This window comes from Marinobacter sp. R17 (genome assembly GCF_003789045.1).
GTDB lineage: Bacteria > Pseudomonadota > Gammaproteobacteria > Pseudomonadales > Oleiphilaceae > Marinobacter_A > Marinobacter_A mangrovi.
Map to the genome: position 1 here is coordinate 110539 of NZ_RHGZ01000009.1, position 15688 is coordinate 126226.

Sequence of the window (15688 nt, forward strand, 5' to 3'; positions counted from 1 at the left end):
ATGATGATGAAATGTTCCCGAATGCTGTTGATGGCGGCCGCGCTGGGCACGAGCAGCCTGGCGGCGGCCGCTGACAAGGTGGTGTTCCAGTTGGATTGGCTGCCGGGTGGCGACAAGGCCCCGGTCTATGTGGGTATTCAGGAAGGCTACTTCGCCGATGCGGGGCTGGAAGTGAGTATCGCCAGCGGGCGAGGTTCCACCGACGCGGTGACCAAGATGGCGACCGGCCAGTCCGACATCGGCAGTGCGGATATCGGCGCGCTGATGGCTGCCAAGGCGCAGGATGACGTGCCCGTCAGTGCCGTTTATCCGCTGTTTACCCAGGCGCCGCATGCGTTTTTCGTACTCGAGAGCAGCGACATCCATAGCATCGGCGACATCAAGGGCAAGACCGTCGCCACCTCGCCATTTACGTCCTCAAACGCCTTCCTGCCCATCGTGCTGAAAGAAAACGGCCTGTCAGCGGACGACATCAAGCTGACCAAGACCGATCCCGGGGCGCTGGGGCCCATGCTGATGACCGGCAACACCGACGCCATCATCGCCTGGGTGACCAACGTGGCGCTGTTCCAGAGCCAGGCGGCCGATGCCGGCAAGGCGATCCGTGTATTGCCGTGGTCCGAAGCCGGGCTTGAACTCTACAGCTCCGCCATCCTGGCCAGCGACACGTTCCTGGAGAAGCGGCCGGAGGTGGCCAAGCGCTTCCTGAAAGCCTTCGCCAAGTCCGTAGCCTTCACCCGCGACAACCCGGAGAAAGCCGGCGAGGACCTGCACACCATGGTGCCCGAAGTGGATCCCGACGTCGCCGCGGGCCAGATCCGCGACACCATGAAGCTGATCTTCAACGAGGCCACCGAGCAGGACGGCGTCGGCGTCTTCACGCCGGAGCGGATCGCCCAGACCTGGACCTACGTCGCGGAAGCGAACGATCTGCCGGCGTCGTCCCTGGACCCGGAAACCAGCGTCAAACGTGGCTTTGCCCCGGAGTCGAAGTGATATGACCCAGCAACACGAACGCGCGTTCGTGCGGATGGACGGCGTCGGGCATCGTTACGATCCCGCGCCGGACGCGCCCATGGCCGTGCAGGACATCAACCTGGAAATCCACCGTCACGAATTCGTAGCGGTGGTGGGCCCGTCCGGCTGCGGTAAGTCGACCCTGCTGCGGATGGTCTCGGGACTTCTGATTCCCAGTCATGGCGAGGTGAGCGTTTTCGGCAAACAGGTGGACGGTCCACGGGACGATGTGGGCATTGTCTTCCAGAAGCCGACGCTGTTGCCCTGGCTGAGCGTGCGCAAGAACGTCCTGTTTCCGCTGAAGCACAAATACGGTCGATATAACCGGCAGGACGAAAAGCGCGCCGACGAACTGCTGGCGATCGCCGGCCTGGAAGCCTTTGGCGACAAGATGCCGGACGAACTGTCCGGCGGTATGCAGCAGCGGGTCGGGATTGTCCGCGCCCTGTTGCTCAACCCTGACATCCTGCTGATGGACGAGCCATTCTCGGCGCTCGACGCCATGACCCGGGAGCAAATCGGCTTTGACCTGCTGAAGATCTGGAACGAGCAGCCCAAGACGGTGCTGTTCATCACGCACTCCATCTCCGAAGCCGTGTTGCTGGCAGATCGGGTGCTGGTGATGAGCAAGCGCCCGGGCACCGTGCTCGACCTGATCGACATCGACCTGCCTCGCCCGCGCAGCGCCGACACCATCAGGGAACCCCGTTTCAGCGATCTGACCGACCGGATAAGGAAGCACATCTATGAACCCGAAGCCGTCGCCTGATTCCAGACTGCAACAGCAGTTACTGCGGTTTGCGCCGGGCCTGTTCTTCGTCGGCCTGATCGTCCTGTGGGAAGCGGTCTGCCGCCTGGCGCAGCTGCCGACGTTCGTGCTGCCGGCCCCATCCGCGATCTTTCACGCGTTCCTGAATGTGGAATTCAGTCGCTGGATGGAACACCTGTGGGCTACGTTGAGCGTGGCGCTGATGGGGTTTGCGATCTCGATCGCCATCAGCATTCCGCTGGCCATCGCCATGATGCGATCCGAGTTGCTGTCGCGCACGCTGTATCCGCTGCTGGTAGTGGTCCAGTCGACCCCGGTCGTGGCCGTGGCGCCGCTGATCATCGTGCTGATGGGCTCGGACGACCCGTCGCGGGTGCTGATCACCTGTCTGCTGACGTTCTTCCCGCTGGTGGTGTCCACCGCAACGGGCATCAACGAAACGCCGGCGGAGCTGATCGAACTGAGCCGCTCACTGGACGCGCCGATCCGTCGGGAAACCTGGCAGATCCGGATCCCCTACGCCATCCCGCACATCTTCAGTGGCCTCAAGGTGGCCATCACGCTGGCGATTATCGGTGCCGTGGTGGCCGAATTCGTGGCAGCGGAAGAGGGATTGGGGTACTTCATCCAGTTCTCGACGTCGTTCTTCAAGATTCCCCAGGCGTTTGCCGGCCTGTTCTTCCTGGCCTTTATCAGCCTGATCCTGTTCAAGTCAGTACAGTGGGTGCAACAGATCTTCTTCGGCTGGAGTCTTCCGAAAAAGAAATAAGCCTCGCTAAGTTCATATGCATCATAAAGATAGGAATACATTTTAACGTGGAATATAACGACACCGATCTCGAATTCCTGCGCTCGGCCATCGCGCTCTCGGAAGCCATTGCAAAAGAGGGCGTACACCCGTTTACCGCGATTCTGGTAGGGCCGGACAACGACGTGCTGATGGAGCAGGTGAATGCGTTCCTGCCGGACCAGGACATGACCGGCCACGCGGAACGGGTACTGATGACGCGCGCCAGCAAAGCCTATCGCCCGGATTTCCTGGGCCAATGCACCATGTACGTCTCGGCGGAACCCTGTGCGATGTGTGCGGGAGCCGCTTATTGGGCCGGACTGGGGCGCGTGGTTTACGGCGTCAGCGAAAAGCGGCTGAAATCGATCACCGGCAACCACCCGGAAAACCCGACGCTGGATTTACCGTGTCGAACCGTGTTTGAGGCCGGTCAACGGGAAGTGGTCGTGATTGGGCCGCTACTCGAGGATGAGGCGGCCCGGGTGCATCAGGACTTCTGGAACCGCCATTGAAGTCATCGAGCCGCCGGATTCAGGGCGGCTTTGCCGGATATCAGCTCAAACCGGCCTGCTGGATCGCCATATAGCAGGCCGTGCCTGCAATAATCGAGAGCAGGGCGTTGCGACGCCACAGGTGCAGCCCCACCACAATCAGGCTGGGTACCAGCGCATCCGCTCCCAGCACCGGCGCCGACCAGTGGCCCGAGCGCAGCAGGAAAATCACCACCAGCAGGGACATGACCGCCGCCGGCAGGAATCGACCCAGATGCTGGATCAGCGGATGCTCGCTGTGTCTCGAGAAAAAGGCGAAGGGAATCACTCGTGTGGCAAACGTCGCAAGGGTCCCGACGGCGATAAAGGCCAGGAGGTAGGTCATATCATCCATGGCTGCGCTCCGGTGAGCCTGCGGCCTCGGCCGGGCGATGGAAACGATAATGCGTCAGCAGCGTCAGGGTGGCCAGGACCACCGCGCCGATCAGTTGCTGATCCGCGGGAAGCAGGGCCAGGCTCAGGCCCGCCGCGGCCGCACCGATCCAGATCGGCAACATTTGTCCCAGCACCTTGTACTGCTCGATGGTCAACACGATGAACAGCGCCACCAGCGCGAATTCGATGCCGGTGCTGTCGAAACTCACCGCGCGTCCCAACCAGGCGCCCAGCGTCGAGCCGATCACCCAGTAGGACTGGTTGTACAGCGTGATCAGCACGTCCCGACGCTGCTCGGCCGCGGTATCGCCCGTCCGGTCGCGGCTGGTCAGCAGGGAATAGGTCTCGTCCGTCAGGCCGAAAATCAGGTAGCCCTTGCGCCAGCCTGCGCCCCGGAAGCGGCCGAGCAAAGACAGGCCGTAAAACAGGTGGCGGGCGTTGAGGACAAACAGGGCCACAAACACTTCCAGCAGACCGGCATGGGCGGCCAGCAGACTCACGGCGAGAATCTGGCCGGCTCCGGCATAGATGGCCAGGGACATGAGGGTGGCGCCCCACCAGGGGTAGTCGAGCTGGGTCACGAACAGCACGCCAAAGGCCATGCCCAACGGAATGTAGCCAAACAGGATGGGAAGCGTGAGTTTGAAAACGGAACGATCAGTCACCGGACAATGCCTTCTATAAAACCGGGCGCCGATAGTAAATGAATCGGACTGTTCTGGTAAGGTACAGTCCACGCCGGATCTGTACCGTTCCGCTCCCTTTTCAACCCCGCCACCAGAGGCACGCTTCGCCATGACTGACGACACCGAGAAATCCCCGGAAGCCGATCCCCGGCAGGAGCCTTTCATCGTGGACACCGAACTGCTGTCGGACGACCAGCTCGAAGGCCTGGTCGAGGAGTACTGCACCCGCTATCACGGCGTTAACGACACGGAATCACCGATGGCTGAAAAGGCCCGGGTCATGACAGCGGTCAAGCAGGGGGATCTGGTAGTCTGGTTCAATCCTGTCGAGAACACCGCCGGACTGGGCCCGAAACAGGGCAATGGCCCCGGGTCCGCTATGCGGAATTAGTTGGTTTGACGGGTATCCCGCAAGCCCCTTAGACGATACAATTCTGCGAGGAGCCGCCAAAAGGCTCCAGTTCGGCATACGGCCACGTCCGGTCAGCGGGGCGCGGTAACAGCCAACCGGTTTGGCTCATCAAGAATAGCGAATAAAGTGCGGGGTGGATTTTGATCAGGGTCCTGGTTGTAGACGACCACGAGCTGGTTCGATCAGGCATCACGCGGATGCTGGCAGACAACACGGATATCGAGGTGATTGGTCAGGCCGCGTCCGGTGAGGAGGCCGTCGACTTCGTCCGCAAGGATGTCCCCGATATTGTGTTGATGGACATCCGGATGCCCGGCATCGGCGGACTGGAAGCCACGCGGCGAATCCTGCGTATCGAAGACTCGGTGCGCGTGATTGTGGTGACTGCCTGCGCCGACGATCCCTACCCAACCCGGGTCATGCAGGCCGGCGCGTCCGCCTACATCACCAAAAGCGCCGATATCAAGGAGATGGTCCGAGCCATCCGCATGGCGCACACCGGCCAGCGTTACATCAGCCCGGAAATCGCCCAGAAAATGGCGCTCAAGCAGCTGGGCGGCGACAGCCCGGACGACGACAAGCTGTCCATCTTCGACAAACTGTCCGAGCGCGAACTGCAGATCGCCATGATGGTGGTGGATTGTCAGAAAGTGCAGGACATCTCCGACAAGCTTTGCCTCAGCCCCAAAACGGTCAACAGCTACCGTTACCGGATTTTCGAGAAGCTGGATATTTCCAGCGATGTGGAGCTTGCCCTGATGGCCGTCAGACTCGGGTTGCTTGATGCCGACAAAGTCTGACACGGCCCACGAATTCGACAGCAAGACCTTTCTCAAGCGACTCACCGAACGTCCCGGCGTCTACCGGATGCTGGATGCGGCCGGTGAGGTGCTGTACGTCGGTAAGGCCCGTAACCTCAAGAACCGCGTCAGCAGCTACTTCCGCAAGAGCGGCCTGTCCGCCAAAACAGAGGCCCTGGTCAGTCGTATCGCCCAGGTCGAGGTGACCATCACCGGCAGCGAAACCGAAGCGTTGCTGCTGGAACAGAACCTCATCAAATCCCTGCGCCCGCCGTATAACATCCTGCTCCGGGACGACAAGTCCTATCCGTATATCTATCTCTCGGGTCACGACAAATACCCCTCGCTGACCTTCCGCCGGGGTCGCACCCGACGCGCCAAGGGCAGCTGGTTCGGGCCGTACCCCAGCTCTGGTGCCGTGCGCGAAAGCCTTAATGTGCTGCAGAAGATATTCCGCATAAGAAACTGTTCTGACAGTTATTTCAATAACCGCTCGCGCCCGTGCCTGCAGTACCAGATCAACCGCTGCACGGCCCCGTGCGTGGGCTATATCTCTCCCGAGGACTACGCCGACGACATCCGCCACGCCACCATGTTCCTGGAGGGCAAGAACCCGGCCATCCTGGACGACCTGATGCAGTCCATGGAAACCGCCAGTCAGGCCCTGGAGTTCGAGAAAGCAGCGATCTATCGCGACCAGGTGAACCACCTGCGCCACGTCCAGGAGCAGCAGTCCATCGAAGCCAGCGGCGGCGATGCCGATGTCATCGCCATGGCGCAGGACGCGGGTGTGGTGTGCGTGGTGGTGATTCTCGTAAGGGGCGGGCGCGTACTCGGCACCAAGGATTATTTCCCCCGGTTCTCGCTGGAGCAGTCCGACGCCGAGCTGCTGAGTGCCTTCCTGGGGCAGTTCTATTTCGGCGGCGATGCCCAGCGCGAGTTTCCGCGAGAAGTACTGGTGCCGGTGGATGTCGAGGAGCAGGACGTCCTGTCGCAGGCGCTCACGGAAGCGGCCGGGCGCGAGGTACGCATCCGCAAAAACGTCCGGGGCGAGCGACGCCGCTGGCTGGACCTGGCCGCCACCAACGCCCAGCAGACACTGCTGACGCACCTGGCCAGCAAGGAAACGGTCTATCGCCGTCTGCTGGCGTTGCGGGACCTGCTCGAGCTCAAGGAAACGCCGTCGCGCATGGAATGCTTTGATATCAGCCACAGTCACGGCGAGAATACGGTGGCGTCCTGCGTGGTGTTCGACGAAAACGGGCCGCTCAAGAGCGACTATCGCCTGTACAACATCGAGGGCGTGACCGGGGGTGACGACTACGGCGCCATGCGCCAGGTCCTGACGCGGCGCTACACCCGCATCAAGTCCGGCGAGGGCAAGCGGCCGGATCTGGTGTTTGTCGATGGCGGTAAAGGGCAGCTCAATGTGGCCCGGGATGTGTTCGAACAACTGGGTCTGTCGGACATTACGCTGATCGGCGTGGCCAAAGGCGTCACCCGTAAAGCCGGCATGGAACAATTGATCGATGCCTTGACGGACGCCACGTTCCGGGTACCCTCCGATTCACCGGCGTTGCATCTGATCCAGCACATTCGCGACGAATCGCACCGGTTTGCCATCACCGGCCACCGGGCACGGCGGGACAAGAAACGCCGGCAGTCGACGCTGGAAGGCATCGAGGGCGTGGGTGCGAAACGCCGACGGGAGCTGATCCGTTACTTCGGCGGCATCCAGGAGATCAAGAAGGCCAGTGTCACGGAGATTGCCAAAGTCCGGGGCATCAGTCGCGGGCTGGCCGAATCGATTTACGCAGCACTTCACAACGAGTAGGGCGAATGAATCTACCCAACATACTGACGGTGTCGCGGATTGTGATGATCCCGGTTTTCGTCGTGATCTTTTATCTGCCATTCGAGTGGCACTTCCTGACCAGCGCGGCCATTTTCGCCCTGGCCGGCGCCACCGACTGGCTCGATGGCTACCTGGCCCGCCGCCTGAACCAGAGCACGCCGTTTGGCGCTTTCCTTGATCCGGTGGCGGACAAGTTGATGGTGGCCATAGCGCTGACGGTTCTGGTGGACGAGCACCATTCCATGTTGATGACGATCCCCGCGAGCATCATCATCGGCCGCGAGATCGTGATCTCAGCCTTGCGGGAATGGATGGCGGAAATGGGCAAACGCGCCAGCGTGGCGGTGTCCTACATCGGCAAGATCAAGACCACGGCCCAGATGGTGTCCATCATCATGCTGCTGGCGTTCCCGATCGGTACGGTAGGCGCCATTCTCGGCAAGGTGCTGCTGTACGTCGCCGCGATCCTGACCCTGTGGTCCATGTACCTTTACCTGAAAGCGGCCTGGCCGGATCTGTTCCCCAAAGCCGGGGAGTGAGGGGTTCTGTTTAAAGAATAATCAACCAGTTAGGGTGAACGGCCGAATCAAAAAAAGGGTTGACACCCCGGGCTGATCCATTAATATATGCGCCACTTCAGCGATGACAGCGATTCATCGCAGCGAAGTTATTCTTCAAAATCTGTGTTCAGGTTTGGAGAGTAGGGCGGGAATAGCTCAGTTGGTAGAGCACAACCTTGCCAAGGTTGGGGTCGCGAGTTCGAATCTCGTTTCCCGCTCCAATTTCTCTCCGGTTTCGCCGGTTGGAAATCACAATCCAAGTCTCTCAATGCCTCCTGAGAGCAAAAGCCCGTTTCCAAGGCTTTCCCCGGCGCGGTGGCAGAGTGGTTATGCAGCGGACTGCAACTCCGTGTACGCCGGTTCGATTCCGACCCGCGCCTCCAATCTCTTCCCTGAAATCATGTCAGTCAGCTTGATTCTTGTTACTTCGCGACTTTCTGTCGGCGCTAGTCTGTTTCGCTATGCCATGTCATGTGCACGGTCTTTGGCCGCTGGCAACAAATTGACCGACAACTTCGATAAAAACTCTCCCTTTAAGCTTCAGCCAACCTTTCGAAGTTCAAGCACTGTCTCTATGTGTCGGATGCACTTTCAGTTCTTTTAGACAAGCTATTGGGCTGAATTCGGGTGATTAAGCTAGCCTCCAACACCAAGAATTTTCCCGAAAGATAGAGGCTACAGAATTCGTATCGTTACTGCGCAGGAATCACCTTCTTGCTACAGGTAAATTTTGGTTAAAGGTTGTCTTTGCGAATTTTAGTAGATCTGGTTAACAGCTACGTTCAGTCATAGAATTTCGAGGTAGGGGCGGATGGCAAGCCTATGTCTGCAGCCGAGTTCATCCAGCGCCTTTACGGTGACCTGCCAGAGTGGTTCGCAGATGAAGACAAATTACGGGAGCTTTGGGGGCGCCCTGATACCCGAAAAAACTTATGGAAGGGCTGGAAGAGAAAGGCTACGGCGCAGATCACCTCCAGGAAATAGGTCGAATCATCGAGGCCCACAAAAGTGACATCTACGATGTGCTCGCCTTCATCGCATCCCCCCCCGTCACTCGCTCGGAACGGGTCGAGGCTCATCGAGAGCAGATATACGGCCAGTACAATTACCGACAGCAGGAGTTTCTCCGCTTTGTGCTGAACCATTATGTGGAGCGAGGTGTGGGAGAGCTCGTCCCGAACAAGCTTCCCCAGCTCATTGAGCTCAAATATCAAACCGTTCGAGATGCAGTTCGGGAAATGGGGCCAGTGGCCAACATACGTGATGTGTTTGTGGGGTTTCAAAAGGCGCTTTATTGACGAGCTTTTTTTAATTGATTGGACCGAAAGATAGAGCAAATTGATGGCATGGAAGCCCTCAGGTTCCCTTGCCATGTTTTTAGCAGCATTGCTGCGGAAAGGGGAGTAGTAAATGGAAGTCAAGCTTTGGGATGGTGGCCTGCTGATTCATGAATTAAACGCGATCAGCCAAATAGAAGCCGCGTTCGATGAGAAGAATGCGCCACCATCGATGGCCGAGCGAAAGTCAAAGCAAACTGCGATGGCGCAACAGCTTAGTGGCCTGATAGGCGATAGAAAGCATCCCGGCATGTGGCCCTGGAAGGGGTACGCGGGATTCCGATTTTCCAACTCCAAAGGTAACGACGGTGAATTTGACCTCGTTATCGTCACTCATAAAAACATTCTCATTATTGAGCTGAAGCATTGGCACGGCACCGTGGTGAGCTCAGGCGATCGCTGGCTGCAGAATGGCAATGATCGCGGCCGTTCACCAGTCAGCGTTACGAGAAGTAAGTTTTTTCTCCTCAAGAACAGAATTGAAAGAATTCGGGACCAACTGCCCGGAAAGAAAGTGCCTCGAATTGAGTATCGAGTTGTCATGTCTGGCAACTGCGATCTATCCGGTATTTCAGAAAACGAGAAAGGCTTTGTTTTAAAGCTGAAGGATTTTCTGAAGCTAGCCGATGAGAGAAAATTCAATAAGACATTCAATCATCCTCAGAATGCGAAGGACCTAAACGCTTATATTGGCGTTTTCGACCGGCTCTTCGACGATTCGAATGTCCAAGAACGCGATCTTGTTGTGGATGGTTACCGTGCAAAGGAAAAAATATTCTCCCATCCGCTGGGTGCGTACGCGGAATACGAAGCGGTAAACGATTACCACAAGCTGGATCGCGGGCTTCTCCGACTCTGGGATTTCAATAAGCTTTCCGGTAACGAGCCGAAAACCCCAGAAGGTCGTTACAGAATCATATCCAGAGAACAGGAGGTAATGACTCAGATTCGTCTAACCGAACCTGAGTTGTACAAGAATTGCCTCAGACCACTGTCCAATCCCTCACAGGACGATATGACGCGTCAGTTCTGTGAGCGGTTCGAGCTCCCGAGCGGCCATTTGCGTTTCAACGCTTTCATCAACAGCCACGTCGTCGGCTATTCGATTCAAGAGCGACTGAATGTCGGAAAAATTTTGGTCTCGCAGTTCGCGAGAATGCATGGCGCGAAAGTCGCTCACAGGGACGTAGGCGATCACAGCATTTGGTTATCCCCGTCGAACGCTGTAACACTCTCGAACTTTATCGCAGCTTATTTTCAGCCGGCTGGAACAGTGGGAGAACAGCGCAAAGAGCTCAGTATCGGTGCCATCCAAATGCCAGAAGATGAAAATCCTGGCGTCAAAGCAGATACGCCATACAAGCGTGATGTCTTTGCCCTGGGAGTATTGCTCTGGCATTTGATACAAGCTAGGAACATTCCGAATACGACTGATAATGCTCTCTTGAGCAAGATTGTTGGGGAAGCTCAAAGGTCTAAGGAATGGTACGCGCCGATAATACTAAAGGCGATTCATGAGACGCCTAGCGGGCGGTTTGCTGATGCAGGAAGCTTTCTGCAGGCACTCAACGAAGGCCAGCCTTCGAATGACGAAGTGTTCGAGTTCGACGAGGAGACTCTCGATAGGTTCCGCCAGCCGTCGCTTCGGGTCGAACGCGTTTATCGCCTTGACGAGGAGTATGTTGATAATCCCCTCAAAGAGGTCTATCGATCAGGATCCAATGTTGTAAAGACATGGCCGGGTTTTGAAATCGGTGGCGATGACCTGGGGGCAGGACCAAGACTTCTGGCTTTCCTTAACACCGTAGAACGGCTGCAGCAGTTGAAGCTAGATTTCATCCCTAGGATCGACGAGTTTGGCCTGGCAAAGCGTGACGAGCCTTTCGTGGTCTACCAGTTGGTGGATGGCGTCCATTGGTCTGAACTGTCGAACCTCGACCGCGAAATGCGTTTCGACGTTATCGAGCGCCTTTGTGATCACGTTGCATTTATGCATGAGCAAGACATTGCGCATGGTGACCTGCACCCAGACAATGTGAAAGTTTGTCTGTCAGAGGAAAGCGAAGGGTCTTTTTTGGTTTATCTGCTCGACTTTCCGGATTTGGCGATTGATTCCGACGAGACCAAGAACTTCCGGTACAGCCCGCCCGCTGAGAATGCTTCTCCCTACGAACGCGATAATTTTGCAGTCTTGCGAATGTCCGCAGAGCTGTTGGGTATGGAGTGGGACATTGCACGTGACAGCGATCTGACGGGCATCCGAGAAATTATTAACTTGGAACAAGGAAGCCGGGCAGGGTTTCTTTCACTCGACAGGTTTAGAGATGCGACAAGAAAGGAGAGAAACCCGAGGGCTGAGAGGCCAACAGTTTCGATTCAAACTTCAAGGGTTACTGATCAACTGACGATTCTGCCAGATAATGGTGAATTGCTGGTGAGCGTGGAGCCAGATCGTAAGCAAGAAAGAATGCTGACGGTGAAATTCAGTGGCATTGGAGGCAACTTTCTCTGCACTTACGATCCCTCTGAGCACAAATTCGGACGGATTATTTTCTTGAATACACAAGACGATATTTGGGCCCGTGATCGAAATAATGCTCAGTACAGAATTGACTGTGCGATTCGACTGACGCAGCACAGTCATGATGATTGCTCCGGGCTCAATCGGTTTTTCGACGACAATGAAGATTTTCTGGGCTTGGTTGAGGATGTACGCCGATTATCCGCGGGAAAACAGGTACCTAAAGAGCTCGAAAAGGCCGAGCAGGCTGAAGATGAACAAACAGAAACTGTAGAAGACGAACCCTTTAAGAGTCAGAAGCCTGCGGAACCTTCACCGCAGTCTAGAAAGCGCGATATCTCAATTAACCGGCTATGGAAAACCATCATCGATACTGAGACTGAAGGGTTGCCATCAATAGAAGTTTCTGAAGAACCTTCTCCAACTCGGGATCACTCTTACATACGTATTCCTTATTCAGCGGAAGGCGCCGTTCTAGACAGTTTCGAAAATGATGACCAAGTGAGACTCGCCAGAAAAAAAGGCGATAAAACGTTATACCTTGGATATGTGGATATCCGCAAAAGCTCAGGCAAAGAGATATTTGTCGATAGCACGAGTAAGACCCGATCGATACGCGCTGACGAAACGCTTTATTTAGTGAGTAAACAGAATAAAACGTCACTCGATCGAAGGAAAAAGGCGGTTTCACGGGTACTTGATCAGTTATCAGTTATTCCAGATCTAACTGCTTACTTCGAGGAGAGATCGGGCAAGGTACCTGAAAGGCTCTCCGAGGAACCTGCTGAGCAAGACTTTGAACTCTATCAACGAGAAGATCGAGAGACGGGCAAAACGATCGGCTTGAACTTGGCTCAGCGAGAAGCGTTCAAGAAGTTAATTGCTTATGGGCCAGTGGGCCTGCTGCAGGGGCCTCCGGGAACCGGAAAGACGGAGTTTATAGCTGCGTTTTGTCACTATCTCGTCAGTCGCGAAAACGTGAAAAACATTTTGTTGGTCTCCCAGTCTCATGAGGCAGTCAACACCGCGGTTGAGAGGATACGGTCTCATTGCAGAAAGTTTGATACCGATCTTGACGTTGTTCGCTTCAGCAATAGTGACCAAGCGGTTTCTGATGGCCTGAAGGATGTCTACTCCAACGCAATTGTTAATCAGCGGAAAGCATTGTTTGAAGCAGAGCAAAATCACCGCCTCACGTCATTGGCACAATCGCTTCAGGTGCACCCAGCGTTCATAGAGAAACTTCTGATCGTTGAAAAAAATGTTCGGCGTCCTATCGAACAGATTGAGCGGCTGGATAAGGATCTGAAATCGACTGAACTGGATGCAAGGATTCAGAGAGACATGCAGGTTGAAAGAGATGCTTACCTTTCTATCCTCTCAAGTTCGTTGGCCGAGCATTTTTTCACGGCAATGCCCGAAGAAGGCGATTATAAAAAGCTTGTCAGCGAGATACATGATGCGGTTTGTGACGAATTTGGAGCACGGCCACATGAGCTCAGGCGCTGTCTTTCCTTGATACGGGTGTCGGAAGAGATGTTACAGCGACTGGAGAGCAAAAGCTCAAACTACGATGAGTTTCTAGTGCGTTCTCGCACCCTTGTCTGTGGTACCTGTGTTGGCATGGGCAAGAGCCATCTGGCTTTGAACAAGACACCCTTTGACTGGGTCATCATAGATGAAGCCGCGAGATCGTCCTCCAGTGAGTTAGCTGTTGCGATGCAAGTTGGGAAGCGAGTCCTACTTGTCGGTGATCACAGGCAACTCCCACCCACATACCAAGACGACCACAAGCTTGGTATCGCCCGAGAGTTTGGGGTGGCTCCCAAGTCTGACGAACTGGATTTCATCATGCGAAGCGACTTCGAGCGCGCCTTTGAGTCATCCTATGGCAAACAGATTGGCGCTACTCTCACCATGCAGTATCGCATGAACAAAGCGATTGGCGGTTTGGTTTCCAGCGTCTTTTACGGCGGAAGGCTGGAAACCGGTGAACGTCGGATTCCCGATTGTTTTTCTTACGCTCCTTCGGAAATCCGAAGCGAAGTGACATGGCTTGATACCGGGGTGCTTGGTGAGCGAGCACATCACAAGGGCGGGGCTAACAAAAGCAAATACAACGAATTAGAGGCAGAGGAGATCGTAAGTCTGCTGAAAGCAATCGAGAATGACGATGAATTCTGCAGTGGATTGCTTGATACTGTTTCAGATGACAAAGAACCGACGATTGGCGTGATCTGCATGTATGCCGAGCAAAAACGGTTCCTAAAGAGAAAGTTCGCGGCTCAGAACTGGAGTGATGAATTCAGGGCGACAGTAAAAATAGACACGGTTGATAGTTATCAAGGTAAAGAAAATCGAATCATTGTCCTGTCGTTGACCAGGTCAGACGCTGAGAGAACCTCTGGTTTCTTGCGGTCAGACAATCGCGTCAACGTTGCTATGTCCAGGGCCATGGACAGGTTGGTCATTGTTGGCGATATGAGGGTGTGGAGCGGCAAGAATGGTCATTACGGATTGGGCAGGGTGGCATCTTATATCCGGGATCACCAAGAACAGAGCGGTTTTGATATTTTGCCAGCATCCAAACAGAAAGGAGGAAAATAAATGTCTACTGGAAACATTCCTCTTTTCGAACTTGATGTCGCCGTTCCGTCGCAACTGTACATGATCGAGTACTCCCTGGTAGAGAGGGGAAGCCTGCCTTTTGTCCCTGATTTTCTGCTCAAGTTGCTGCACGTTGCAGACTTCCTGCCGCAAGAAGTCGCTCGCTTTTTCGGGTTTTCACGAAAAGAGCTTGATCACGCCGTTTCCAGTTTTCTCAGTTCCGGAGAGGTGGAGTATCGGAAAGATGGCAGGATTGGACTTACCTCTAAAGGGCGTGCGCTTTTTATAGACACCGAGACTTCGCCAATGCGCGAATCAATAGTCGACCGTAGAAAACAATTCTGCTTTGACCTTTTGACCTTTAGCTATCTTGGAAATCAATCGATGTCCGGTCGAGACAGTCGAACTCTGAGGTTGAGTGTTGACCGGGAGAAGGTAGCCGAATCTCAAAGCCTTGCCAAAGACTCGTTTCAGACAAATATTCACGAGATCTATAAAAAAGGCCATTTGGTCGATGACAGACCGCGGGGGGAAACGCCCGAGATCTACAAGCTCAGTGACTGCAGTAAAAGAAAAGACTTTGTTTACAAAATCGTGGAGGTTCTGTCGTTAAACGCAGGAACATATCAGTTTGCATTCGAAGATCAGGACGGTTTGCCGGAATCTGATACCTATATCCGAGCTCGAACTGAAGCGCTTGGTTCAGCCTGTGGCTCTAACAACATAAACCAAATCTCAAAAATTGCGAATCTGCTAGAGGATGAGCACACGCTCAGACTATTAGAAAACGAGGGCGTGAACTCGGAAAGATTAGCATTGCTTGCCCTTGATGAATTGCAAGGCCATGGCTCTGAATCCGACAAACGGCGCCTCTACGGCTCCTTACAGTTGAAGCGGAATTGGCAAACAATTTTCGAGACGTTGAAATCAGCGGTAGAGGCAGATGGTAACGAGGAAGCCGAGCTTATTTGGTTAGCTCCTTCATGTCATGACCTATGGGGTAAGTGCGAGCGGCACGGCCAGGCTCTGTCTGAGCTTCACGAACTTTTCTCCAAGCATCAGTCTGCAAAAAATGGTTTGAAGGTTTATGTGCCTTTACCGGATGACAGAGACAATCGAGCGAAAAACACCGCCCGTCGCGAAAACGAAGAGGTGGGGGAAGGGCTTTTCGGTTTCATTGAGTCGGACGAGTTGTCCCCACTTGAGGTGTTGCTTCTGAAGGATCATTTCGTTGCGGTTCTCTATCACTTTACTGACCCGGCAAGGTATCCAACCCCGGTCCCAGTTGGTTTTTTCTCAAATAACGCCGATGACCTGGCACGAGTCCAGTCTTTGGTGACAAGTACGCTAAAGGAATATACCAATGCTGGAGTTCCTCGGGATCTGGGCCCCCTAAAACGGAAATAGA

At 55.2% G+C, this 15688-nt stretch carries 13 protein-coding genes and 2 tRNA genes; 13 read left to right on the forward strand and 2 right to left on the reverse strand.

Going from position 1 to position 15688, the window contains the following annotated elements; all coding sequences use genetic code 11:
• From EB809_RS08870 to EB809_RS08885, 4 genes are read left to right on the forward strand one after another with little or no spacing between them, the layout of a single operon-like run.
• Positions 1-996 carry an ABC transporter substrate-binding protein gene (locus tag EB809_RS08870; protein ID WP_223807883.1) on the forward strand — a complete coding sequence of 332 codons (996 nt, stop codon included), beginning with the start codon at positions 1-3 and terminating at the stop codon, positions 994-996.
• Positions 997-1030: 34 nt separating this feature from the next.
• Entirely contained in the window at positions 1031-1786 is a 756-nt protein-coding gene (locus EB809_RS08875) for an ABC transporter ATP-binding protein (protein ID WP_317848713.1), read from the forward strand.
• Positions 1764-2555, forward strand: a complete 792-nt coding sequence (locus EB809_RS08880) for an ABC transporter permease (protein WP_123634464.1) — start codon at positions 1764-1766, stop codon at positions 2553-2555. The genes EB809_RS08875 and EB809_RS08880 overlap by 23 nt, the downstream gene beginning before the upstream one ends.
• Positions 2556-2602: 47 nt before the next feature.
• A complete protein-coding gene (locus EB809_RS08885; RefSeq protein WP_123634465.1) occupies positions 2603-3088 on the forward strand; it encodes a nucleoside deaminase in 486 nt (161 codons plus the stop codon).
• 40 nt (positions 3089-3128) lie between these two features.
• Here the strand turns inward: EB809_RS08885 and EB809_RS08890 are convergent, their stop codons facing one another.
• Together EB809_RS08890 and EB809_RS08895 are read right to left on the reverse strand one after the other, a co-directional pair.
• Complete coding sequence (locus EB809_RS08890; RefSeq protein ID WP_123634466.1) at positions 3129-3461, reverse strand: branched-chain amino acid transporter permease; 333 nt, start codon at positions 3459-3461, stop codon at positions 3129-3131.
• Positions 3454-4167 carry an AzlC family ABC transporter permease gene (locus EB809_RS08895; RefSeq protein ID WP_223807884.1) on the reverse strand — a complete coding sequence of 238 codons (714 nt, stop codon included), beginning with the start codon at positions 4165-4167 and terminating at the stop codon, positions 3454-3456. The genes EB809_RS08890 and EB809_RS08895 overlap by 8 nt, the downstream gene beginning before the upstream one ends.
• A 130-nt stretch (positions 4168-4297) precedes the next feature.
• Between EB809_RS08895 and EB809_RS08900 the strand changes: the two genes are divergently transcribed.
• The 9 genes from EB809_RS08900 to EB809_RS08940 all read left to right on the forward strand — a co-directional run bounded on the left by EB809_RS08900 (position 4298) and on the right by EB809_RS08940 (position 15687).
• Entirely contained in the window at positions 4298-4579 is a 282-nt protein-coding gene (locus EB809_RS08900; RefSeq protein ID WP_123634468.1) for a hypothetical protein, read from the forward strand.
• A 161-nt stretch (positions 4580-4740) separates the two neighbouring features.
• Positions 4741-5400, forward strand: coding sequence for a UvrY/SirA/GacA family response regulator transcription factor (gene uvrY, locus EB809_RS08905; protein ID WP_123634469.1), 660 nt, complete (start codon positions 4741-4743; stop codon positions 5398-5400).
• Positions 5384-7234 (forward strand): excinuclease ABC subunit UvrC, encoded by a 1851-nt coding sequence (uvrC, locus tag EB809_RS08910; RefSeq protein ID WP_123634470.1) that lies wholly within the window; start codon positions 5384-5386, stop codon positions 7232-7234. Before uvrY ends, uvrC begins: the two co-directional genes overlap by 17 nt.
• Before the next feature lie 5 nt (positions 7235-7239).
• Complete coding sequence (gene pgsA, locus EB809_RS08915; protein ID WP_123634471.1) at positions 7240-7794, forward strand: CDP-diacylglycerol--glycerol-3-phosphate 3-phosphatidyltransferase; 555 nt, start codon at positions 7240-7242, stop codon at positions 7792-7794.
• 166 nt (positions 7795-7960) lie between these two features.
• Positions 7961-8036, forward strand: a tRNA-Gly gene (locus tag EB809_RS08920).
• An 88-nt stretch (positions 8037-8124) separates the two neighbouring features.
• Positions 8125-8198 (forward strand) — tRNA-Cys (locus EB809_RS08925).
• Positions 8199-8747: 549 nt separating this feature from the next.
• Complete coding sequence (locus EB809_RS08930) at positions 8748-9113, forward strand: type I restriction-modification enzyme R subunit C-terminal domain-containing protein (protein ID WP_223807885.1); 366 nt, start codon at positions 8748-8750, stop codon at positions 9111-9113.
• A 112-nt stretch (positions 9114-9225) separates the two neighbouring features.
• The gene (locus EB809_RS08935) at positions 9226-14280 is read left to right on the forward strand and encodes an AAA domain-containing protein (RefSeq protein WP_123634472.1); all 5055 of its coding nucleotides are present in this window, start codon (positions 9226-9228) and stop codon (positions 14278-14280) included.
• The gene (locus tag EB809_RS08940; RefSeq protein ID WP_123634473.1) at positions 14281-15687 is read left to right on the forward strand and encodes a hypothetical protein; all 1407 of its coding nucleotides are present in this window, start codon (positions 14281-14283) and stop codon (positions 15685-15687) included.
• The last annotated feature ends 1 nt before the right edge of the window (position 15688 follow it).